At 57.3% G+C, this 21230-nt stretch carries 21 protein-coding genes, 1 tRNA gene and 2 pseudogenes; 11 read left to right on the forward strand and 13 right to left on the reverse strand.

The annotated features are described in order from the left end of the window. The first annotated feature begins 192 nt into the window (after positions 1-192). The 3 genes and pseudogenes from KW848_RS13310 to KW848_RS13315 all read left to right on the forward strand — a co-directional run. Positions 193-1101, forward strand: a complete 909-nt coding sequence (locus tag KW848_RS13310; protein ID WP_256365156.1) for an AraC family transcriptional regulator — start codon at positions 193-195, stop codon at positions 1099-1101. Further along, positions 1102-1209 (forward strand): helix-turn-helix domain-containing protein, encoded by a 108-nt coding sequence (locus KW848_RS31820; RefSeq protein ID WP_309140069.1) that lies wholly within the window; start codon positions 1102-1104, stop codon positions 1207-1209. Between the two features lie 199 nt (positions 1210-1408). Then, positions 1409-1749, forward strand: a pseudogene (locus KW848_RS13315) (TetR/AcrR family transcriptional regulator); the annotation flags it as partial. A 141-nt stretch (positions 1750-1890) separates the two neighbouring features. Here KW848_RS13315 and KW848_RS13320 read toward each other — a convergent pair. From KW848_RS13320 to KW848_RS13330, 3 genes are all read right to left on the reverse strand, one after another. Further along, positions 1891-2232, reverse strand: a complete 342-nt coding sequence (locus tag KW848_RS13320; protein WP_218537110.1) for a hypothetical protein — start codon at positions 2230-2232, stop codon at positions 1891-1893. A gap of 217 nt (positions 2233-2449) precedes the next feature. Then, positions 2450-2740: a hypothetical protein gene (locus KW848_RS13325; RefSeq protein WP_218537111.1), complete on the reverse strand. Its 291-nt coding sequence runs from the start codon at positions 2738-2740 to the stop codon at positions 2450-2452. A 673-nt stretch (positions 2741-3413) separates the two neighbouring features. Next, on the reverse strand, positions 3414-4328 hold the full coding sequence (locus tag KW848_RS13330; protein WP_375154714.1) for an AraC family transcriptional regulator N-terminal domain-containing protein: 915 nt from the start codon (positions 4326-4328) through the stop codon (positions 3414-3416). 160 nt (positions 4329-4488) lie between these two features. On the opposite strand from KW848_RS13330, the gene KW848_RS13335 reads away from it, so the two are divergent. From KW848_RS13335 to KW848_RS13345, 3 genes are all read left to right on the forward strand, one after another. Continuing rightward, positions 4489-5559 (forward strand): NAD(P)-dependent alcohol dehydrogenase, encoded by a 1071-nt coding sequence (locus KW848_RS13335; RefSeq protein WP_218537112.1) that lies wholly within the window; start codon positions 4489-4491, stop codon positions 5557-5559. A 75-nt stretch (positions 5560-5634) separates the two neighbouring features. After that, positions 5635-6606 (forward strand): alpha/beta hydrolase, encoded by a 972-nt coding sequence (locus tag KW848_RS13340; protein ID WP_256365169.1) that lies wholly within the window; start codon positions 5635-5637, stop codon positions 6604-6606. Positions 6607-6694: 88 nt separating this feature from the next. Beyond that, complete coding sequence (locus KW848_RS13345; protein ID WP_218537114.1) at positions 6695-7903, forward strand: MFS transporter; 1209 nt, start codon at positions 6695-6697, stop codon at positions 7901-7903. A gap of 235 nt (positions 7904-8138) precedes the next feature. On the opposite strand, the gene KW848_RS13350 is transcribed toward KW848_RS13345, so the two are convergent. Continuing rightward, the gene (locus KW848_RS13350) at positions 8139-8579 is read right to left on the reverse strand and encodes a hotdog fold domain-containing protein (protein ID WP_218537115.1); all 441 of its coding nucleotides are present in this window, start codon (positions 8577-8579) and stop codon (positions 8139-8141) included. A gap of 144 nt (positions 8580-8723) precedes the next feature. On the opposite strand from KW848_RS13350, the gene KW848_RS13355 reads away from it, so the two are divergent. Continuing rightward, on the forward strand, positions 8724-9344 hold the full coding sequence (locus tag KW848_RS13355; RefSeq protein WP_218537116.1) for a TetR/AcrR family transcriptional regulator: 621 nt from the start codon (positions 8724-8726) through the stop codon (positions 9342-9344). Between the two features lie 273 nt (positions 9345-9617). Here the strand turns inward: KW848_RS13355 and KW848_RS13360 are convergent, their stop codons facing one another. Together KW848_RS13360 and KW848_RS13365 are read right to left on the reverse strand one after the other, a co-directional pair. Beyond that, positions 9618-10367 (reverse strand): SDR family oxidoreductase, encoded by a 750-nt coding sequence (locus tag KW848_RS13360; RefSeq protein WP_134099886.1) that lies wholly within the window; start codon positions 10365-10367, stop codon positions 9618-9620. Positions 10368-10470: 103 nt separating this feature from the next. Continuing rightward, positions 10471-11469, reverse strand: a complete 999-nt coding sequence (locus KW848_RS13365; RefSeq protein WP_218537117.1) for an NAD(P)-dependent alcohol dehydrogenase — start codon at positions 11467-11469, stop codon at positions 10471-10473. A gap of 27 nt (positions 11470-11496) precedes the next feature. Here KW848_RS13365 and KW848_RS13370 point away from each other — a divergent pair, with 27 nt between their 5' ends. Beyond that, positions 11497-12531 carry an AraC family transcriptional regulator gene (locus KW848_RS13370; RefSeq protein WP_218537118.1) on the forward strand — a complete coding sequence of 345 codons (1035 nt, stop codon included), beginning with the start codon at positions 11497-11499 and terminating at the stop codon, positions 12529-12531. 439 nt (positions 12532-12970) lie between these two features. Here the strand turns inward: KW848_RS13370 and KW848_RS13375 are convergent. The 7 genes and pseudogenes from KW848_RS13375 to KW848_RS13405 form a co-directional block, all read right to left on the reverse strand. After that, a pseudogene (locus KW848_RS13375) lies at positions 12971-13237 on the reverse strand (Arm DNA-binding domain-containing protein); the annotation flags it as partial. A 118-nt stretch (positions 13238-13355) separates the two neighbouring features. Beyond that, a tRNA-Gly gene (locus KW848_RS13380) sits at positions 13356-13431 on the reverse strand. Positions 13432-13493: 62 nt separating this feature from the next. Next, positions 13494-14054, reverse strand: a complete 561-nt coding sequence (pgsA, locus tag KW848_RS13385; RefSeq protein WP_008150904.1) for a CDP-diacylglycerol--glycerol-3-phosphate 3-phosphatidyltransferase — start codon at positions 14052-14054, stop codon at positions 13494-13496. Between the two features lie 32 nt (positions 14055-14086). Next, positions 14087-15910 (reverse strand): excinuclease ABC subunit UvrC, encoded by a 1824-nt coding sequence (uvrC, locus tag KW848_RS13390; protein ID WP_218537119.1) that lies wholly within the window; start codon positions 15908-15910, stop codon positions 14087-14089. Positions 15911-15912: 2 nt separating this feature from the next. After that, complete coding sequence (gene uvrY, locus KW848_RS13395) at positions 15913-16554, reverse strand: UvrY/SirA/GacA family response regulator transcription factor (RefSeq protein ID WP_008015884.1); 642 nt, start codon at positions 16552-16554, stop codon at positions 15913-15915. A 126-nt stretch (positions 16555-16680) separates the two neighbouring features. After that, positions 16681-17124 (reverse strand): N-acetyltransferase, encoded by a 444-nt coding sequence (locus KW848_RS13400; protein ID WP_218537120.1) that lies wholly within the window; start codon positions 17122-17124, stop codon positions 16681-16683. Further along, positions 17124-17882: a carbon-nitrogen hydrolase family protein gene (locus KW848_RS13405; RefSeq protein ID WP_218537121.1), complete on the reverse strand. Its 759-nt coding sequence runs from the start codon at positions 17880-17882 to the stop codon at positions 17124-17126. The genes KW848_RS13400 and KW848_RS13405 overlap by 1 nt, the downstream gene beginning before the upstream one ends. 624 nt (positions 17883-18506) lie before the next feature. Between KW848_RS13405 and KW848_RS13410 the strand changes: the two genes are divergently transcribed. The 3 genes from KW848_RS13410 to KW848_RS13420 all read left to right on the forward strand — a co-directional run bounded on the left by KW848_RS13410 (position 18507) and on the right by KW848_RS13420 (position 21156). Then, positions 18507-19595, forward strand: coding sequence for a 3-deoxy-7-phosphoheptulonate synthase (locus KW848_RS13410; RefSeq protein ID WP_218537122.1), 1089 nt, complete (start codon positions 18507-18509; stop codon positions 19593-19595). A gap of 288 nt (positions 19596-19883) precedes the next feature. Further along, on the forward strand, positions 19884-20765 hold the full coding sequence (locus KW848_RS13415) for a triacylglycerol lipase (RefSeq protein ID WP_218537123.1): 882 nt from the start codon (positions 19884-19886) through the stop codon (positions 20763-20765). 109 nt (positions 20766-20874) lie between these two features. Continuing rightward, a complete protein-coding gene (locus KW848_RS13420; protein ID WP_008150918.1) occupies positions 20875-21156 on the forward strand; it encodes a peptidylprolyl isomerase in 282 nt (93 codons plus the stop codon). Positions 21157-21230 lie beyond the last annotated feature (74 nt).

Here is a 21230-nt window from a genome sequence, read left to right on the forward strand (position 1 = left end):
TCGGAAGATGCGGGTCGCTTTTTGAGGAACCCACCGCAGCTGACAGCCCCCTCTGTTTATCGGGCGGCTGCGCGTCAGCCGCTTTCGAATGGCCTCAGCGACTTTCTATTGAGCCGAGAAGCGGCTCGTCGCGCTGGCGGTGAATCTACGTTAGCCCTACATTAGGGCCAACCTCACCTGCGCGGAATATCCATGACGCCCATCCAGGACAAAGGCACCACGTCAATTGCCTTGGTGCATGAGGCATTGTATAGCGCCAGACAGCGGAGCCTGGATCTGACGATTGCGTTAGCCAATGCCGACATCGACCCTCAACTGCTCGACGCCCCAAAAGCCAGGGTCTCAGCGACCTCCTTTGCCCGACTGTGGGTGGAGATAGCCGACCTGCTAGACGATGAGTTTTTTGGCATCGACAGCCATCCTATGCGTCGCGGCAGCTTCAAACTGATGTGTCATGCGCTCCTGGACTGCAGTACTTTGGGCCAGGCGTTGCGGAGAATGCTGTCATTCCTGCGGCTAGTACTGGATGACATTCATGGCGAGTTGCAGGTCAAGGACGATTTTGCATTTATCGTGGTACAGGACCGAGGCGTCTTGCGTCGCCTGTTTGCCTATGGCACCTGGTTTATCCTCGTACACGGGCTGTCATGCTGGCTGGTCAATCAGCGTATCCCCCTGCACAAGCTCAGTTTTCGGGCGTCCAGGCCTGAGGATCAGAGCGACTACCGCATGCGCTTCTGTGAGGACATCGAGTACGACGCGCCCACGACCCAGATCAATTTCGACAAAAAATTCCTCGACATGAAAATCGCGCAGTCACCGGCCACGGTGGGTACCTTCCTCAAAGAATCCCCCGGCAGCCTGCTGGTGAAATACCGCAACGACGACAGCCTTAGCGCACAGATAAGACGTTACTTGCGTGGATCAAGCCCGGAAAAATGGCCCGAACGTGATGACTTGGTTGTGATACTTCACATGTCCAACTCGACGTTGCAACGCCGCTTGCAAGCAGAGGGCACGCATTATCAAAACCTCAGGGACGACCTTCGCCGCGACATGGCGATTGACCTGCTGTCACGTGGCGATATGACGGTGACGTAAGTGGCGGCCGCCACCGGTTTCCTGGAAACCAGTGCATTTCATCGAGCCTTCAAGAAATGGACAGGCGTCAGCCCCGGCGCCTATCGACGCGGCCACCTGGAGGAATAAGCCTCCTACTACGCCCCGCCCCGCCCCACCCCGTTCAGTTCGGTGCACTGTGTTGCACACATGCCCAAACAGCTCACACAAATTGGTGCCACCCGACATGGGCGGCACCTCATCGCCTTCCTAGAATGTCGCGAAGTGCACTTCACCAACAACAATAAGACTGAAGGAGACACATCATGCAATCAGTGAACGTCTATACGCGCTACGCCAGTCGGCGCGCACATGCAGTGTGAGGACAGTCATCCCAAGGGCTGCATGGTGACCCTCGGTGTGATGAGCGCACCCAGCCCGGAGAATGCTCGGGTGGTCGATGCCCTGACCCCATCTCGCGCCCGGACGCGCGCGGGGATTTTGGCTTGTGTCGAGCGGGGAGTCAGTGCCGGTCAGTTGCCGGGCAATACTCACGCGCCCGCGATGGCTGCGGTGTTCGACAGTTTCTTGCAGGGCATTTCCATCCTCGCTCGTGATAACACGCCGCATGAGGTCATTGATGCGGCCATTACCCAGATAATGTTGACGTGGGACATTGCAGCCTCCTGATAGAAGCCAGCAGGTGTACACCTTAATCAGGATGAGGCAGCAGACGAAAAAAAGCCCCGCCACCGAATCCGGTGCGGGGCAAAAAACTGGTTGGTTGCTGCCAACCAAAGGAGCACGGTGAGAAGCGTTTACGGGCCAGGATCAGATGCAATCCTGCGCGGCGCGTTCAAAACTTGAAGGCAGGAAGTTCGAAGCCAGCAAATGTCGTTCGTAGATGAACACCTTGCCGCCGTTCCCGGCCTTGTAGGCTTCCAGCACGTTATCTGCCGAGACTTTGCTCGACACGATGATCCGGTAGCTGCGCTGGGTCTGCGAGACAGTCGGATTCAACGCACTGCCCTGCAATTTCGGTACGACGCAGTCGGCGTATTGGGCCGGGGTCTTGCTGGTCTGCAAGGTCAGGGTCGGATCGTTCGGCGTAGAGGCACAACCGGAGAGCAGCAAAAAGGCAAACACCATGGCGGGCACGAATAAAGGGCGCATCGGTCTCATAGCCGTCTTGCCCGATTTCCGAGACCGGGTGGCCGAGTACTTGACCCAATACGAAACCGTACTGTTGTGCGAAAAAACGCCCGACCCGGCGCGCCCTCTTTGGACTCGAAATCCAGGTGATGAATCGGTAATCGCATGTGCAGCAGCATTCTTATCACCGCGGTAGCGAACAGGCAGGCAAAAACGATGGCGCCGATAATGACGGAGCTCAATGCGTGACCTTCCTCGTCATTGCACGTATCAAAAGTACCGTCATCACTGCGTGCAAGATGACCACTGGCCACAAGAGACCCCCTCTCGCGTCGCCGCAGAAGCCAACGTAGGTGAGATACAGCGCAACGGCTGCGTTATAGATCAACATGCCGAGCATGGGTGGGCCGGGCCAGCAGGCGACCGCCAAGGCGATGAGAGCGATGCCGGCCACGCGGACGATGACACCGGTCAGTTCGATGCCAAGTAGCAGATGCCCGACCAGAGAGGGGACAAACAGCAGCCCCACGCTATCGCATTGGCAGCCACGAGCGTGCTTTCAGGAGGAACTCGGCAAAGAAAGACTTTTCTTTGGACGAAAAAAAATGGACCTCTTTTCAGAGATCCATTTTTTAATGCTTGGAGCGGGAAACGAGACTCGCACCTGGCGTCCGCCCCATTGAAATCTAAGGGTTTACTTTTCTTGCCTGAGCAGGAAAAGACTCAATTCTGGACTTGTTTTTGGGGTGTTTAAAGAGCGAAAAAAGGGGTAATTCTAAGCAAGGCTATTGGATTCTACCCATAGCCAATGGACGAATGATCATCAAGCTGGCAGTGTCACTTTCACAGGATCAATAGGGTATGAGCCCCCCGAAAAGACGTCCCAACCTCCCCCGCTCACCAGTCAACTCACAACCGACGAATATCGGCCACCGCAGGCAACTCTTCGGGCTGGTAGACCATGAGCAGATGTTCTGGAGCCCTCTCCCGCTCAGGATCGATGGCCGCTCGGAAGGATTGGATTAAATACTTGGCGATAGGGGCGTGGACGTTAAAAATCGTTACTGCAGTCCGGCTCTTTTACGACATAAAAGCCCGACAGTTAATGGCTTTTTTCCGTTTGATGAATAGCGCTCCCCACATCTTTGGCGGAGTTATCGCCCATGAATCAACGACCATTTTTGAATGACCTCACCATATCGCTAGCCTGCCCCTCGCAACACTGCAATATCTCGTTTAGGCGCGACTCCGAACAGTCGGCTGTATTCGCGGCTGAACTGCGAAGGGCTTTCATAGCCGACTTTGAACGCCGCGCTCGATACATCCTGATGCTCGTTGAGCATCAAGCGCCTCGCTTCGTTTAGCCGTAGCCATTTTTGGTACTGCAACGGGCTCATCGCGGTGAGCTGGCGGAAATGGTGGTGAAAGGTCGGCGTGCTCATCTGTACCCGAGCCGCAAGTTCATCGACGCGAAGCGCTGAGGTGTAATTCAACTTCAGCCAATCGATGGCTTTGGCGATCCGATAGCCCTGGCCATCGACAGAAATGATTCGTCGCAACCTACCTGCCTGATCACTCTTCAAGAGACGGTAGTGAATTTCACGCTGGATCAAAGGGGCGAGAACAGGAATGGCTTCCGGCTCATTGAGTAGCGCCAATAATCGCCCGAACGGCGCCAACATGGCTGCGGTCACTGTACTGATGCCGACTCCTTTCGCGATCGAGCGTTCACGGGTGGGCGGCAGATCACTTTGCGCTATCAGCTCCGCCAGCATGCGCAGATCGAGCTTGAACGTCAGCCCAAGGCACGGCTGCTCCGGGCTTGCAGCCAGCACCTCTGAATTAGCGGGCAAGTCGAATGAGGTGACTAGAAAGCGCGACGTGTCATACGGATAACCTTCGCCGCCGACCCATAGCTGTTTCTCGCCTTGGGCGACGAGAATGATGCTCGGTTCGACCATGCAGACGACGGGCGCAGACGGTTGCTCACGCCGAAAGAAACCGAGGCCCTCGATCGCGGTGCCGTAGTCACCGGGCTTCAAAGCCCGCGAACCAATGACCTGGGCCAGTGCTTTCTGGGGCGATGGGTTGATGTCGTATTGAGTCGTCATGTTCATTGTCTTAGCTCTTTGGTGAACTCTAAACCGACACGCGCTCAACGGTCTCGCAAAAAAACGCTGACTCATAGGATCAGGCAAGTAATCCAGCGTAATCCACTGTTTATAGCCTGGACAGAGCGGGAAAATGCTCACTCGACACACCATCGAGGATTCTCCCATGCTTGTACACGCCTATGGTGCTCATGCGGGCGACAAACCCCTTGAGCCTTTGCAGATCAAACGCCGCCTCCCCGCCGCACATGACGTTCAGATCGATATCGCCTTCTGCGGCATCTGCCATTCGGACCTGCATCAAGTGCGCGCCGAGTGGGCGGGCACGCAGTTTCCCTGCGTACCGGGGCACGAAATTGTGGGTCGTGTATCGGCGGTCGGCGCGCATGTTGCGGATTTCAAAGTCGGCGATCTGGTTGGTGTCGGTTGCATCGTCGACAGCTGCAAACATTGTGACGACTGCGAAACCGGCCTGGAAAACTATTGCGACGGCATGATCGGCACCTACAACTTCCCGACCCCGGACGCACCTGGCTGGACGCTCGGCGGCTACTCGCAAAACATCGTGGTGCATGAACGTTACGTCCTGCGCATCCGCCATCCCGAGCAACAACTGGCCGCCGTCGCGCCGCTGCTGTGTGCGGGTATCACCACGTATTCCCCACTGCGACACTGGAACGCCGGGCCGGGTAAGAAAATCGGCGTGGTCGGCATCGGTGGGCTGGGTCACATGGGCATCAAACTGGCCCATGCGATGGGCGCCCACGTTGTGGCGTTCACCACGTCCGAATCCAAGCGCGAAGCGGCGAAGGAGTTGGGCGCTGACAAAGTTGTGGTTTCGCGCAACGCTGAGGAGATGGCCGCGCATGCCAAGAGCTTCGACTTCATCCTCAACACCGTCGCCGCGCCCCACGATCTGGATGCTTTTCTGGTGTTGCTCAAGCGCGACGGTGCGCTGACGCTGGTCGGTGCGCCCGCGTCGCCGCATCCATCACCCAACGTGTTCAACCTGATCATGAAGCGCCGAACGATTGCCGGCTCGATGATCGGCGGCATCCCCGAGACCCAAGAGATGCTGGACTTCTGCGCCGAGCACGGCATCGTCGCCGACATCGAACTGGTTCGAGCCGATCAGATCAACGATGCCTACGAACGGATGCTCAAGGGTGACGTCAAGTATCGCTTCGTGATCGACAACGCCACATTGGCTGGCCAAGCGAAAGACTCCAGCCAATAACGACTCAACCGAAAGGACGATCCAGTGAAAGGTATTTTTCTCGCCTTCGGGCTACTTGTTGCCTCTTTTTCTTCAATGGGAGCCGAGATGTCAAACGGCGCAGACAACTTCTACAAAAGCGGCAAGGTGACGGTGGACAAGATCACCTTCAACAATCAGTACGGAATGAAAGTCGCGGGCAACTTGTTCACCCCGAAAGACCTCGACCCGAAAACGAAAAACGCCGCCATCATCGTTGGCCACCCCATGGGCGCGGTAAAGGAGCAAAGCGCAAACCTGTACGCCAGTAAAATGGCCGAGGAGGGATTTGTCACGCTGTCGCTCGACTTATCCTTCTGGGGCGAAAGTGAGGGCATACCTCGCCAAACGGTCTCGCCTGATATCTACGCCGAAGACTTCAGTGCCGCCGTAGACTTTCTCGGTACTCGACCGATAGTTGATCGTGAGCGTATCGGTGTGATCGGCATCTGTGGCAGTGGCAGTTTCGCCATCAGTGCGGCCAAGATTGATCCGCGTCTCAAGGCCATCGCCACCGTCAGCATGTACGACATGGGCGCGGCTAATCGTAATGGTCTCAAACACGCAGTGACTGCGGAACAACGCCAGCAGATCATTCGCGAAGCGGCGCAACAGCGCGATGTGGAGTTCCAGGGTGGGCAGACCCGCTATACCAGCGGCTCACCACTCAAGCTGACCGGCAACGCCGTGGGTGACGAGTTCTACGACTTCTACCGCACTCCGCGAGGAGAGGTCACGCCTGCCGGAGCATCGGCGCAGACAACCACGATGCCGACGCTTTCCAGCAACGTGAAATTCATGAATTTCTATCCGTTCAATGACATCGAGACCATCTCCCCTCGCCCACTGCTATTCATTGCTGGCGCCCAGGCACACTCACTCGAGTTCAGTGAGGACGCGTACAAACGGGCGGCCGAACCTAAAGAGCTGCTGATCATTCCAGATGCCGGGCATGTGGATCTTTACGACCGGGTCAACCTCATTCCATTCGCCAAGTTGACCTCGTTCTTCAAAAGCAACCTGAAGTAGCCTGAACGGTGCCCTGGCCGGGCATCCGTTCTCACGCACGGCCCCGTTCCCGGGGCCGCGACGCTTCGCGCATTACAGGATTCAATCAATGATCCAACACACGCTCTCAGCCCCGCGAAAACCTGAACAATCATGGGGCGCCGTGTTCGCCATGTCGCTTGCCGCCTTCGTTCTGGTGGCGTCGGAGTTCATGCCCGTCAGCCTGCTGACACCCATTGCCGCAGATCTGCATATCACCGAAGGGCAAGCGGGCCAGGGCATTTCGATCTCTGGGTTGTTTGCGCTGTTTGCCAGCCTCATGACCGCAGCGGTGGCGGCACGAGTCGACCGCAAACCGCTGCTGTTGTCCCTGACGTTGCTGATGATTGTTTCAGGAACCGTAGTTGCGTTTGCCCCGACCTATTGGGTGTTCATGATTGGTCGTGCGCTGATCGGCGTGGCCATTGGGGGCTTCTGGTCATTGTCGGCGGCAACCGCCATGCGCTTGGTGCCAAACGATCAGATCGCTCGTGCCATGGCGGTCGTCAATGGCGGTAATGCTTTAGCAACTGTTATTGCAGCGCCTTTAGGCAGTTTTCTGGGATCCCTGATTGGATGGCGCGGTGCGTTTATGTGCGTTATCCCGGTCGCGGTGGCCGCCAGTATTTGGCTTTTGATTAGCCTTCCTCCGATGAAATCGCAAAGCAATCCAGGCACTGGAAATGTATTCAGGTTAATGAAAAGCCTGCCGGTCGCACTGGGCATGGCGGCGGTCAGCGTCTTTTTCATGGGCCAGTTCATGCTGTTCACCTATCTGCGCCCGTTCCTGGAAACGGTCACGCACGTCAGCGTTTCAATGCTCTCGCTGATGTTGCTCGTTCTCGGTCTGGCAGGCTTGGCGGGCACCTTCCTGATTGAAGCATTCTTGAAAAATGACCTGCATCGCCCTCTTATCTTCATCCCGATATTGATGGCGGTGATCGCACTGGCGCTCGTCTCATTCGGGAGCTCTGTGGCCACCACCACCGTCTTGTTGGGTCTCTGGGGGCTGGTTGCGACCGCGGCACCGGTGGGATGGTGGACATGGCTGGCCAGGACATTGCCAGAGGATGCTGAAGCCGGAGGCGGCTTAATGGTGGCGATCATCCAACTGGCAATTGCATCCGGCGCAACCGTTGGCGGGCTGGTATTTGACTCGAACGGCTATCGAGCGACTTTCGAGTTGAGCGCCACGTTGCTAGGCGTGGCGGCAGTACTTGCCTTCGTCGCTGCACGCGCAGCGTCACGTGAGCCTAGCGCGTCGGTGAAGATCGCTTGAAAACCATAAATTCCGAATCGAGCGCGAGTGCGTTGCTCGGTGCGGAGACTCGTAGTGATCGTTTTTCCAAGCTGGATTAATTCGGGGTTCAGACGTCTATGCAGTGGCTTAGTAACTCCAGTTAACAAGCCGAAAAATTGAGTGGTGCTCATTCCGACTACTGAACAGCCGACTGACCGCGTGAATGCTCAACAACCAGCCGCCCGAAATTGAAGCGGCTGGCTAACTAAGCGACTTAGCCGACTTTAACGTTCATGGTGATGCGCGCCGTAAATACCTTCACGCCACCCTCATCGAAGATTTCGACCGGAACAATCTTGTCCCCCGACGTTTCCCAGTCGATCTCGCTACCGTCAGCGATTGCATGAATTGAGCTCTTGGCTTTGGCCAAGTATTCGACGGTCATGCCTTTCGGAATCCAACGAGCTCCGCTCGGAATAGACACCTCAGTCATTATGCCGCCAGCGAGTTCTGCCGCGTTACACAACGCGATAGCGTGAACGGAAGCCAGGTGATTGGTGATTTCTTTGCGAAATGGCACCTTCACTTCACCCCGGCCGGGGGTCAACACAGAAATTTCCGGATTGATCGTGCCGAAGTACGGCGCCATTTGACAGGCCATATTGCTAAAAGCGGACGGACCAACGCTTTGGTACATGCTGAGAGTCTGGCTCATTAGAATTCCTCGGGCATTAGATGGGTGAAGCCAACGAAACAGAATATTATTCTGTTAAAGAACATTATTCTGTTTTTGCTCGCCAGTCAATCTCGTGCCGGGCAGCCGTTTCAATTACCATTGCGCTTTTGCCTGGACTGAAGAATGGAACCTGTTGACCTCCTTGAGCGCTGCTATCCGGGCCGTCGCGCCGAGTCCAAGCGCCACATCCTCAAGTGCGCTCTCGCATTGTTCAATCAACAAGGCATTGAAGCGACGACCATCGACGTAATCCGTGCCGAAAGCGAGATGAGCGTTGGGGCTATCTATCACCATTTCAATAACAAGGAGGGGCTGGTCGCCGCGTTGTACATGACGGCTTTAGATGACCAGGCACGGCTGAGGAATAGCTACCTCAGCAATGTCAAGTCGACCAAGGAATGGGTTTATGCGCTGGTTTATAGCTACGTGGACTGGGTCGTCCGTCAACCAGACTGGGCGCGCTTCCAGTACCAGGCTCGCTTTGCCGTGGCACGAAGCAGCTTTAATGATCAGCTCCAAGAGGCCAATCTCGCCCGAAACGCTCAATTAAAAGATTGGTTCAGCGATCCTGCTCATCGCAAAGACCTACAAGAACTTCCTTTTGAATTACTGCCATCACTTCTTATCGGTTCGGCAGAAAGCTACTGTCGCGCCTGGCTCTCTGCCAGAGTCAAGCGCAGCCCTGAACTCTACAGGCAGCAGCTCGCTGAGGCGGCATGGCGCTCAGTTGGATGTCAGGACTAAAGAATTTGCCGCTCGTACGAAAGCTCGCACTACCTGGACCAACTCGGTCGATCCCTCCCCTAGCCTTGAAAGCTAGCGGCTCTCGTAATGCCGACTTCCAGAAGCGCAAAATTTTCACCTGTCATTCTCTGAGACAGATGACCGCCTGATACGCTCAAAATCCAGAAAACGACTATTCGTTTGAGTTAATGGCAAAGGGTTTGAGGTACGCCTGACGCAAAGGGGATGAAACCACTTGCGCCCGGCGGCGGACCCAATCCTTATGCTTTACACCTATACCTGACCCAGACCGCCATCGACCGGAAGATCAATGCCGGTCACGAACGAACTGTCATCGCTTGCCAGAAACAGTGCAACCGTTGCCGCTTCTTCCACGCGCCCGACCCGCCCCATCGGCATGGCCGTAAGCAGAGCAGGCATTGCTTCCTGGAGAACCTCTAGCGGTACACCCAGTTTTCCGAAGATCGGCGTTTCGATCAAACCGGGACTAATCGAATTGACGCGGATGTTCCGGTCCTTGAGGTCCGTTGTCCAGCTACGTGCAAAGGACCGAGTCGCCGCCTTCGTTGCCGCGTAAACCGAGTGCAACGGGGAGCCCTTTTTGTGCGCAACCGAAGCATTGAGGATCACCGATGCCCCGTCGCTCAGTAATGGCAGCGCCTTCTGTACAGTGAAGAACAGGCCGCGTACGTTGGAGTTGAACTGCCTGTCGAAATCCTCAGGCGTCACCGCCTCGAACGGCGCAAGATTGTTGACCCCTGCGTTGGCGAACAAAACATCGATCCTGCCGAAACGCGCGCCGACCTCTACGTAGAGTGCGTCAAGTGCGGCCAGATCAGAAACGTCCGCGACGATGGCCACGGCACTATCACCCAGCTCGGTCACGGCTTCATCAAGGGACGATTTGGTGCGGCCGACAATGACAACTTTTGCGCCTTCCAAAGCGAACAGCTTCGCCGACGCGAGTCCGATACCGCTACCGCCGCCGGTGATTAAGGCGACTTTGCCGTTGAGCTTTCCCATTTCATATACCTCTAGCATTGATAGGTGCGTAAAAGCGCGTCGCACCAGCACGTGGACAACAGTCTTTCTGTGACACATAAAACGGCCCTGATGAGCCGACCTATTAGGCTTCGTTGATGATGACGACCTTGCCGAACACGTTGCGTTTGCCAAAATGCTCAAACGCGGCCACACCATCATCGAAGGTGAATCGACTATCGATAACCGGCCGAATGCCATTCTGCGCAACGGCAGTGATCACTTCCTCCAGATCCTGGCGGTTGCCGGTCGCAATCGTCTGGAATCTCGCGAAGGTCAGGAACATATCCAGATAGCCCGGCATCTCGCCCTCTGCCAGCACGCCGACCATAGAAATCTGGCCACTCAACGCAACCGCTTTCAGCGATTGGGCAAACGTGCCGGGACCACCCACCTCGACGACGCGGTCGACGCCACGGCCACCGCTAAGAGCCTTGGCCTGCTCGCCCCAGTTGGGATTCTCCGCATAGTTGATGACATGGTCGGCGCCCAGCGTGATCAGCCGCAGCGCCTTATCGTTCGATGATGTCGTCGCAATAACCTTTGCACCCCGGGCCTTGGCAAACTGGAACGCGAACAGAGAGACACCACCAGTACCCTGTATCAGTACCTGGTGATTCGGGCCGATACCGGCGACCGCGTTCCAAGCCGTGACCGCAGCGCATGGCAAAGTGGCTGCGTCCTCAAAGCTGATCGAATCGGGAATGGCGACCAGCTCGTTCTGATCGATCGCACGGTATTCAGCCATCCAACCATCCAGCTGCGTACCGTACTGAGAGGTGAACTCGCGAAATGGTCCAGCATGCCAGCCAGGCATAAAGTTACTCGCCACCCGGTCGCCGACCGTGAAGCGAGTGACCCCGGCGCCGACCGCCTCAACGATGCCTGCGGCGTCGGACAACTGGACACGGCCCTCTTCGAGGGGAAAGGGTGACCAGCCATTTATGATGGTCAGGTCACGAAAATTAAGCGAGGTTGCCTTGATATTAACCAGCACTTCGCCTGGGCCAGGCTGCGGTGTGGGCTCCTCGAACAATACCAGGCCGTCGATTGAACCGATTGTCTGCAAACGATAGATCTTCATCAGTAGCCCCCAAATTGAGTGAAAAGTATGTTGGAGGTTGACTGGATGATCCATTGCCTGAAGTATGCGATTTATAATCCATCGTCCGAGATTACCATGCACCCTTTTGACTCAGTGCTCAGCGCCATGCAGCTCGAAAGTTCGCTCTTCGTTCGAATGCGTGCCCACGCACCTTGGGCGATATCATTCGACAGTGGCGGGCAGGCCCGGCTTGTCGTCATCGCCAAAGGGCGGGGCTGGTTCACCCAGGCGGACTACCCGGCGGTCGAGATCCAGGAAGGTGATTGCCTCATCATCAAGCAAGGGGTCATGGGGATATTGGGCGACACGCCGGACAGAGTTGCCGTTCCCTGCTGGCAAATCGCAGATCATGTGACCGGCGAGACAATCTCCTTCGGCGGGAGTGGTGAAGCGTGTGAGTTCTTCTCGACTTTGTTCACGTTCGACCATGCCGCAGGCGAGCCCTTGTCGGCGCTACTGCCTGATGTCGTCCATATTGCGCTGCCGAAGTCAGACGCAGGGCGAATGGTCTCGATTCTTGAACAGATCGGTGCGGAGGAAGCGCAAACGTCTCTTGGCGGATCCTATGTCATCGGTCGGCTGCTCGACGTGCTGTTTATCCAAGCGATCCGAACTTGGGCCAGTTCCGAAGGCAATTTGCCCGAGGGCTGGCTTGCCGGGCTAACTCACCGCCAACTGGCTCAAACGCTACAGAGGATTCACTCCGATCTGACGCACCCCTGGACGCTGGACCAGCTCGCCCGCGATGCCGGGATGTCGCGCTCTACGTTCGCGGCTTTGTTCAGATCAGTCGTTGGAGTTCCTCCCCTAACCTACATCGCAACGTGGCGGATCTATCGTGCCAAGCTCATCCTCGCAGCCGGCCATTCGATCGCAGTCGCGGCGGAGCAGGCTGGATACGGCAGCGACGTCGCGCTCAGCCGCGCGTTCAAAGCCGCTACAGGTGTGTCACCTGGACAATGGCGGCGCGAGCGCCGGACTTCCGGCAGGAACGAGCCTCGGCAAGTAAAATTGGCAGCGATTGGCTTAACCCGGATTTAAGGTTGATTGCCCGCCCACGCCCCTTTCGCGAGGTTCGCGAGGTTCGCGACAAGATAGCATTGCCATTGTTCGAGCTACTGATAGGAAGGATCGGACTGCGCGCAGTCGGCTGGGACTCGCTGGAGATCAAGCCATGTCGTGTTCTATCGCATGGCAAACGACGACGTGATCGAGGTCGTCAGACTCCTTCATGACGCCATGGAGCTGCAGCTGCACCTGCCCAACGACCGATCACCGACCTGGCCCAACGGTTTAACTGACCATGAACAGCGAAGGTAAGGCGCCCCCCTCTAAATCTCAACCTGAGCGCCCTCGCTGCCAGCCGACTCGGCGGCCAATTGAAGCGCGAGGTTCTGGGTCCGACCGGACTATCGAGAACCACGCCCAGAAATACGATGTTCAACTTTGCGTACCACTTTCAATGCTGAACAACCGCTTCCTAGGCGTTTTCCGTGGCCAGGCGCCTGGCATTACGCTCCAGCTGCCGATGGACACGCGGATCGATGCCCCTAGCGACCAGTGCCCTCGCAACATCACGCAGAGCGCGAGCATCTCGTAAGCTAATTTCAGGATAGGTACCGAGAGAAATACGGGGTTGCTTATCCGCCCAGGAAAAGCGGAAGTGCCAGCACTTGGCGCCTTTCGTATTCACGAAAAGGGCGAGGCCGTTGTAGTCAGGGAGGGTGTAGTCCTTGGCACGGGGGTTGGCGTTTCGGACTCAGGTATCGGTGAGAGTCGGGGCCGAAGCCTCTCTTTTCAACGCCGAACGTAAATGTCACGCACAAAAAAAACGCCACTCATTGAGTGGCGTTTTTTGTGAATCTTGGAGCGGGAAACGAGACTCGAACTCGCGACCCCGACCTTGGCAAGGTCGTGCTCTACCAACTGAGCTATTCCCGCGTCTTGGTGAGGCGCATTCTATAGAATCCAGAAGCCCCGTCAACCCCTTGATTCAAAAAAGTTTATTTCTTTTCCACGTCGGTCTTCAGATGCGGCCAGGCAGCCCGTAAATACTGGACCATGGACCACAACGTCAGGCCCGCGGATATCAGCAGCAAGGCGTAACCCAGCAGCACCCAGAACGTGAAATCCGACGGATTGGCCAGCAGGATCACCAGCGCCAGCATTTGCGCGGCGGTCTTCCATTTGCCCAGGTTCGACACCGCGACGTGAGCGCGGGCGCCGAGTTCGGCCATCCATTCGCGAAGTGCCGAGACGACAATCTCGCGACCGATGATCACGGCGGCCGGCAGTGTGAGCCACAGGTTGCCATGTTCTTGCACCAGCAATACCAGCGCAACAGCGACCATCAGCTTGTCAGCCACAGGATCGAGGAAAGCCCCGAACGGTGTGCTTTGTTCCAGTCGGCGGGCCAGATACCCGTCCAGCCAGTCTGTGGCGGCGGCAAATGCGAACACCGAGGCGGACGCCAGGTAGCTCCATTGATACGGCAGGTAGAACAGTAAAATGAAGATCGGAATGAGCAGGACGCGTAGTACGGTAATCAGATTAGGGATATTCATCGGCACAACTGGCTACGAGGTGAGGGGGCATTCTACTCGCTGTGCAGATTGGCATAAATCAACTCTGCGAGCTTTTTACTGATCCCGGGTGCTTTGGCGATCTCTTCGATGCTGGCACGAGACAGCTCCTGCAATCCACCAAAATGTTTCAACAAATCGCGGCGACGTGTCGGTCCGACGCCAGCAACGCCTTCAAGTGTAGACGTGCGGCGAGTTTTCCCACGACGGGCGCGGTGGCCGGTAATCGCGAAACGGTGAGCTTCGTCGCGTATCTGCTGGATCAAATGCAGCGCGGGGGAATCACCGCGCAAGGTGAATTCGTGGGCAGCATCATTCAGGTACAAGGTTTCGAAACCGGCCTTGCGCGTGGCGCCCTTGGCGACGCCCAGCAGAATCAGATCAGGCACGGCCAATTCATTGAGTACGTCGCGGGCCATGGACAGCTGCCCCTTGCCACCGTCCACCAGCAAAATGTCCGGCAGCTTGCCCTCCCCGTCCTTCAGTTTGCTGAAGCGTCGGGTCAGGGCCTGATGCATCGCGGCGTAGTCATCGCCCGGGGTGACGCCTTCAATGTTGTAGCGACGGTAGTCTGACTTGATCGGGCCTTCGGGACCGAACACCACGCAGGATGCCACGGTCGCTTCGCCGCTGGAGTGACTGATGTCATAACACTCCAGGCGCTGTGGTGGCTCATCCAGATTCAACACTTCCGCCAAGGCATCGAAACGTGCAGCAACGTGTTGACGGTTAGCCAGTCGCGCTCCCAGGGCCTGCTCGGCATTGGTGACCGCCAACTGTTGCCAGCGTGCTCGCGTACCACGAACCCTGTGACTGATGGTCAGTTCGCGACCGCGCAGCTCATCGATGGCCGCGATCAGGGTCGGAAAGTCTTCGTGAACCACGTTGACGATCAGTTCGCTGGGCAAGTCGCGCTCGGGACTGCTGATGAAGTACTGGCCGAGAAACGCCGCCATGACTTCAGAAACGTCCTCTTCAATACCCACCTGCGGAAAGAAGTTCTTGCTCCCCAACACCCGCCCGCCACGCACACTGATCAAATGAACGCAGGCACCACCCGGATTGACGTACGCTGCGATCACGTCGACATCGCCCGTCCCGCCTTCCATGCTTTGCTGGTCCTGGACCCGGCGCAGTAATGAAATCTGATCCCGCAGCTCGGCCGCACGCTCGAACTCGAGGTTGATCGCCGCCTCTTCCATTCCTGCGGACAACTCATCCGTCAGCGCATTGCTGCGCCCCTCAAGGAACATCACCGAGTGTCGTACGTCTTCGGCATACACCTCGGGCTCCACCAGCCCGACACAGGGTGCCTTGCAGCGTTTGATCTGGTATTGCAGGCAAGGACGCGTGCGGTTCTTGTAATAGCTGTCTTCGCACTGACGAACGAAAAACGTCTTCTGCAGCAGGCTCAGGCTTTCGCGAATCGCACCGGCGCTGGGATAAGGGCCGAAATACTTGCCCTTGGCCTTTTTTGCACCGCGATGGATGCTCAAGCGAGGGAACTGACCATCCGAGAGAAAGACGTAAGGGTAGGATTTATCGTCGCGCAACAGGATGTTGTAGGGCGGGCGCCACTCCTTGATCAGCGTCTGCTCAAGCAACAAGGCTTCGGTTTCATTGGCCGTAATCGTCGTTTCGACCTGAGCGATACGCGCGACCAGCGCCGCGGTCTTGGGCGCAAGACCGGATTTGCGGAAGTAACTCGACAGGCGATTCTTGAGGTTCTTGGCCTTGCCGACGTAGAGCAGGCGTGCCTCGCTGTCGAACATGCGATACACACCGGGACGCCCACTGACCGTCGACAGAAAGGCGCTTGGATCGAAGACTTCAGTCATTTTCAGAGGCTGGCATCGACCATGCCGTGACGAACCGCCAACAGCGTCAACTCGACATCACTGCTGATCGAAAGCTTTTCGAAAATGCGGTAACGGTAAGTGTTCACGGTTTTTGGCGAAAGACACAGTTTGTCGGAAATGATCTGGACCTTCTGACAGCCGACAATCATCAGCGCGATCTGGATTTCCCGCTCCGACAAGGCGTCGAAAGGCGAATCATTGGTCGGCTGGAAGGATTTGATCGCCAGTTGCTGTGCAATTTGCGGGCTGATGTAGCGCTGCCCGGCAAACACCAGGCGGATGGCCTGGACCATTTCCGGCAACCCGGCACCCTTGGTCAGATAGCCCGCGGCCCCTGCCTGCAACAACCGCGTCGGAAACGGATCTTCTTCGCACACGGTGACCGCGACGACTTTGATATCCGGATGACTGCGCAATAATTTGCGTGTGGCTTCAAGACCGCCGATGCCGGGCATCTTGACGTCCATCAGCACCACATCGGGTTTCAACTCACGCGCCTTGAGCAGGGATTCTTCGCCTGACTCAGCCTGGCCGACTACTTGCAGGCCATCGATGTCAGCCAGCATTCGTGTTATGCCTGTACGAACGAGATCATGATCATCGACTACTAGCACCCTAATCAAGCAGACACCTCGCGAAATGGTCTTATTGGGTTGCCGACACCTTAGCAAAAAGCAACTGGCAGACCTAGCGGCAAGCATCATATAAAAAGTTTCAATACATCTTGAAAGGCTTGTCGTATGCGTGTTTCAGCCGGGCGAGGCATCGATATCACGCTGCATTCTCAGGAAACACGCGTCTGTGCCGACCACCTTCAACCCCTTTCTCTCATACAACACTTGCGCGGGATTATTTTCAAATACCGTCAAACGCAATGCCGGACGCCGTTCCTTGCACGCCATGGCGAAGACCTGATCAATCGCCCAGGAACCGGCGCCCTGCCCTCGAAACGCTTCGAGGACATGCAATTCGCGGATGTACAGGGCTTTAGCGTCACGACTCAGACTGAAAAAGCCCAGCACCGTACTGCCACTCACAATCAACCAGTTCTCGCGCCCGGTCCAGCCCACGTCGAACCCTTCGTCCTGCCACAGCAGATCGTGCTGTATGTAATAGCGGAGCATGTTGTTGCGGGTCAGTTCACGAGCGAAGTCGAGGTCCCGGGATGTCGCCGGGCGTAAATTAAATACCATCACCCCTGCGCAACCTCCACTGTTTGCCCTTTCCAGCCGTCAGCGTTGCGTCGAGCGACGACCATCAGGTTACCCGTACCCGGTGCGGCCGCAATCAGCGAACCGTCCGACGCCCAGATCGCGCTGCGTCCTGCCGACTCCCAGCCACCCGTTGCACCGCCATGGTTGGCCATCAGGACCGTCATCGAATGAGCGCTGGCGTAGCCTTGCAACAACGCGGTATCCGGGGCGTAGCCGTTTTCCGTGATCAGCACGCCCGCCGCATAGAGATCGGCGCCTTGCTGCGCCGCTGCGGCGGCATGACTGGCGTGAGAGAAGTCCGCGCACACCGCCAATGCGACCGTATCGGCACCTACGGTCAGGGTCGAACCGCCGGTTCCCGGTGCAAATGCCACTTCCTCGCCCGGATGCAGATGTTGCTTGCTGTAGATCTCGAGCGATCCATCAGCGCCCAACACCAGCGCCCCAATCAATACGGGCGAATCCTCCGACAGGCGAATCGGCATCCCGACGACTGTCGTCACACCGACTTCCCGCGCGAAATCCCGTAGCGGTTGCAGGACCTCGGCATCTGGCGCAATGGCCAATTCAGCCGCAAGCCCACGCTCGTACCCGGTCAGCGATAACTCCGGGAACACCAACAATTGCACGCCCTGCTCTGCGGCAACTTGCATGAAGCGCTGATGCCACACAATGTTTGCGGCAAGGTCACCGGCGATGGAGATCGATTGAGCAGCGGCGATGATCAGTGGCGTCATGGTTCGTCCTTATGACGTTCATGAATGTGAAGCACAAAGTGTGTCACAACCGGCGACGCACTCAAGCGATAGAAAATGCCGTCGGCGATCGATAGCATTTTCTGATTGAAACCACGTACCGGCCTCGCGTAAGCTCGGCGCACTTATCGGAGAAAGACCATGTCCAGCACCCTCTCACAGCTTCGTACCGTCAGCGCCCTGCGCTCGATGGCGGCTGCCCGGGTGAATGACGTTTGTGCTCCGGTCAGCTTTTATTTTGGGTATTGGTTTAGCCACTGGCGCGCCTGATACCCACACGGCGCCCACTTTAAACGGGTCGCCACCAGAGAATTCTCAACCCCCGGTCGGCTTCCCGACCGGGGGTTTTGTTTTTTCAGCCCCGCACATTTTTAGCGACACACCAGACAATCAGAGGATTCAACAATGAACTACGCCACTTATTACCGTTACGACAGTTTTACCGCCTGGCGATTTAGCAGCCTCCGCTCGGGACAGCCTGCCGCCTCCGATCGGTCACCCACAGGTGGCAAGCACACACACGCAGCCAATCCGGCCAATTGTCGAACACCCCAGTAGGGCCGAGCGCGCGGGAACGAACCCGCCGCCAGCCCAGGAAGCCCGAATATGAACTCGTCCGTCTCTGCTCTGCCGCTGTCCACCTTGAGCCCTGCCAATGAAGCGCTGACCCTGCGCCTGCCCAGCTCATTGCAACTCAAACAGCAACTGCCACTCAGCAACGCCCTGAGCCAGCAAGTCGCCGCCCACCGCCAGGCGGTTCGCGCGATCCTCAACGGTGAAGACTCCCGTCTGCTGGTCATCGTCGGTCCCTGCTCGATCCACGATCCTCAGTCCGCCCTAGAATACGCCGGCAACCTCGCCCGCCTCGCCGCCGACGTCAGTGATGAAATGCTGCTGGTAATGCGCGCCTACGTCGAAAAACCCCGCACCACGGTCGGCTGGAAAGGCCTGGCCTACGATCCCCATCTGGATGGCAGCGATGACATGGCCGGCGGCTTGACGCTGTCCCGCGAGTTGATGCGCGAAATGCTCCGCCTGGGACTGCCGATTGCCACCGAACTGCTGCAACCGATGGCTGCCGGCTACTTCGACGATCTGCTGAGCTGGGTCGCCATTGGCGCTCGCACCACCGAATCGCAGATCCACCGTGAAATGGCCAGCGGCCTGAACATGCCGGTCGGCTTCAAGAACGGCACCGATGGTGGTGTCGGTGTGGCCAGCGACGCCATGCGCTCTGCCGCCCATCCGCATCGCCATTTCGGTGTCGACAGCCAGGGTCATCCGGCAATCATTCAAACGCCGGGCAACTCCGACACCCACCTGGTGCTGCGTGGCGGACACCGCGGGCCGAACTACAACCGCGACAGCATCGCCCAGGTGAACAGCGATTTGACCCAACTGAAGATCCCGGCCCGGATCATGGTCGACTGCAGCCATGCCAACAGCGGCAAAGACCCGTTGCGTCAGCCAGCGGTGTTTAACGATGTGCTTGAACAGCGCCTGCAAGGTGATCGATCACTGATCGGCATGATGATCGAGAGTCACCTGTTCGAAGGCTGCCAACCGCTGAGCCCGTCCATGCGTTACGGCGTGTCCGTCACGGACGGCTGCCTTGGCTGGAGCGGGACGGAGTCATTGTTGCGCCAGGCAGCCGACCGGCTCAGAGCCCAGAACAGGGATCAACAATCGGCGTGAGCCACACCCTCGTCCAGTCCTCCTATCGAGGACTGGACGTCGGAATTGAGACACGACCCACAGGCAAAGGATGTTCCCGAAGTAGGCTATCGCAGAAAAGCGCTCTGTTACAGATCAAAAGATGTCCAAATATTCCGAACAAGACCTCATCTACTTTCGAACTTTCGTACATTTTCTATTCCGTTTTCATCAGGTTGCAGCGGCTTTTTCATACAACGCCGAACAGCGGGTGTGCTTTAGAGTGAGCCCATCAACACACCTCTGAACGACTGCGAAAAAGGAAAGAACATGCTACGGAATGCAACTACTCAGTATCCGATCCTATTGGTCCACGGGCTCTTCGGCTTCGACCGCATCGGCAAGATCGAACTCTTTCGTGACGTCAAGCAGGCACTCAGGAGTGCAGGCGCAAGAGTGTTTATCCCGCACTTGTCGGCTACCCATAGCAACGAAGCTCGCGGCGACCAGCTTCTGGCGCAGATCGAACGTGTACTGGACGGAACCGGTGCGAACAAAGTCAACCTGATCGGCCACAGCCAGGGCGCACTCGCTGCACGTTATGCGGCGGCGACGGCGCCGCAAATAATTGCTTCGGTAACCTCCGTCAGCGGACCGAATCACGGCTCGGAACTGGCCGACTTCTTGCGCAAGGCGCTGACGCCCGGGCGCCTGCCGGAACACGTCGCCTCGACAGTTGCAACGTTGTTTGCAGACTTTCTATCGTTGCTTAGCGGCCACCGTCACCTGCCACAGAACGCCATCGCCGCGCTGAATGCCCTGACCACCGAAGGTGTAGGCGCGTTCAACGACAAATACCCGCAGGGCTTGCCGAAAACCTGGGGGGGCAAGGGTCGCGAACTGGTCGACGGCGTACGTTATTACTCCTGGAGCGGCACCCTGCAGGGCGATCTCCTCGACAAAGGGCTTGATGCCCTGAGTCCGCTGCACGGGTTCCTCCGCGCCTTTTCCCACTACTTCACCACCGAACCCGAGCAGAACGATGGCCTGGTTGGCCGCTACAGCTCCCATTTGGGCAAAGTCATCCGCTCCGACTACCCGCTGGATCATCTGGACAGCCTCAGCCAGACCACCGGTCCGTTGCGCAAGGGCATCGACCCGATTGCCCTGTATGTGCAGCATGCCGAGCGCCTGAGAAATGCCGGCCTATAAAGGAACACCGTACCGGCCCTGCATAGTCTGTACGGAATTTTGAGAAGAAATAGACCACTGAATCCGGTAGGCTCCGCACTTTACTGAACATTGAAAGGAGTATTTCACCATGGCTAAAGCCACTGCCCGTCACATCCTCGTTGCCAGCGAAGCCAAGTGCAACGAATTGAAAGCCCAAATCGAAGGCGGCGCTGATTTCGCCGAAGTCGCCAAAGCCAACTCCACTTGCCCGTCCAGCCGCCAGGGCGGTGATCTGGGTTCGTTCGGTCCAGGCCAGATGGTCAAGGAATTCGACACCGTGGTCTTCAGCGCACCGATCAACGTGGTGCAAGGCCCGGTCAAGACCCAGTTCGGTTACCACCTGCTGGAAGTGACCAGCCGTCAGGACTGATCAAGCCTGAAGTTTTCTGCTCAACGGCCCGCCTTTTGGCGGGCCGTTGTGTTTCGGATACGTGATACGGGTGG

Origin of the sequence: Pseudomonas sp. PDM25, assembly GCF_019219045.1 — a bacterium.
In the GTDB taxonomy this organism is placed as follows: domain Bacteria; phylum Pseudomonadota; class Gammaproteobacteria; order Pseudomonadales; family Pseudomonadaceae; genus Aquipseudomonas.

Coding starts and splice junctions, on each gene's coding strand:
- KW848_RS13310 (WP_256365156.1), top strand. CDS start 193: ATGACGCCCATCCAGGACAAAGGCACCACGTCAATTGCCTTGGTGCAT.
- KW848_RS13320 (WP_218537110.1), bottom strand. CDS start 2,232: ATGCGCCCTTTATTCGTGCCCGCCATGGTGTTTGCCTTTTTGCTGCTC.
- KW848_RS13330 (WP_375154714.1), bottom strand. CDS start 4,328: ATGAACATGACGACTCAATACGACATCAACCCATCGCCCCAGAAAGCA.
- KW848_RS13335 (WP_218537112.1), top strand. CDS start 4,489: ATGCTTGTACACGCCTATGGTGCTCATGCGGGCGACAAACCCCTTGAG.
- KW848_RS13340 (WP_256365169.1), top strand. CDS start 5,635: ATGGGAGCCGAGATGTCAAACGGCGCAGACAACTTCTACAAAAGCGGC.
- KW848_RS13345 (WP_218537114.1), top strand. CDS start 6,695: ATGATCCAACACACGCTCTCAGCCCCGCGAAAACCTGAACAATCATGG.
- KW848_RS13350 (WP_218537115.1), bottom strand. CDS start 8,579: ATGAGCCAGACTCTCAGCATGTACCAAAGCGTTGGTCCGTCCGCTTTT.
- KW848_RS13355 (WP_218537116.1), top strand. CDS start 8,724: ATGGAACCTGTTGACCTCCTTGAGCGCTGCTATCCGGGCCGTCGCGCC.
- KW848_RS13360 (WP_134099886.1), bottom strand. CDS start 10,367: ATGGGAAAGCTCAACGGCAAAGTCGCCTTAATCACCGGCGGCGGTAGC.
- KW848_RS13365 (WP_218537117.1), bottom strand. CDS start 11,469: ATGAAGATCTATCGTTTGCAGACAATCGGTTCAATCGACGGCCTGGTA.
- KW848_RS13370 (WP_218537118.1), top strand. CDS start 11,497: ATGTTGGAGGTTGACTGGATGATCCATTGCCTGAAGTATGCGATTTAT.
- pgsA (WP_008150904.1), bottom strand. CDS start 14,054: ATGAATATCCCTAATCTGATTACCGTACTACGCGTCCTGCTCATTCCG.
- uvrC (WP_218537119.1), bottom strand. CDS start 15,910: ATGACTGAAGTCTTCGATCCAAGCGCCTTTCTGTCGACGGTCAGTGGG.
- KW848_RS13400 (WP_218537120.1), bottom strand. CDS start 17,124: ATGGTATTTAATTTACGCCCGGCGACATCCCGGGACCTCGACTTCGCT.
- KW848_RS13405 (WP_218537121.1), bottom strand. CDS start 17,882: ATGACGCCACTGATCATCGCCGCTGCTCAATCGATCTCCATCGCCGGT.
- KW848_RS13410 (WP_218537122.1), top strand. CDS start 18,507: ATGAACTCGTCCGTCTCTGCTCTGCCGCTGTCCACCTTGAGCCCTGCC.
- KW848_RS13415 (WP_218537123.1), top strand. CDS start 19,884: ATGCTACGGAATGCAACTACTCAGTATCCGATCCTATTGGTCCACGGG.
- KW848_RS13420 (WP_008150918.1), top strand. CDS start 20,875: ATGGCTAAAGCCACTGCCCGTCACATCCTCGTTGCCAGCGAAGCCAAG.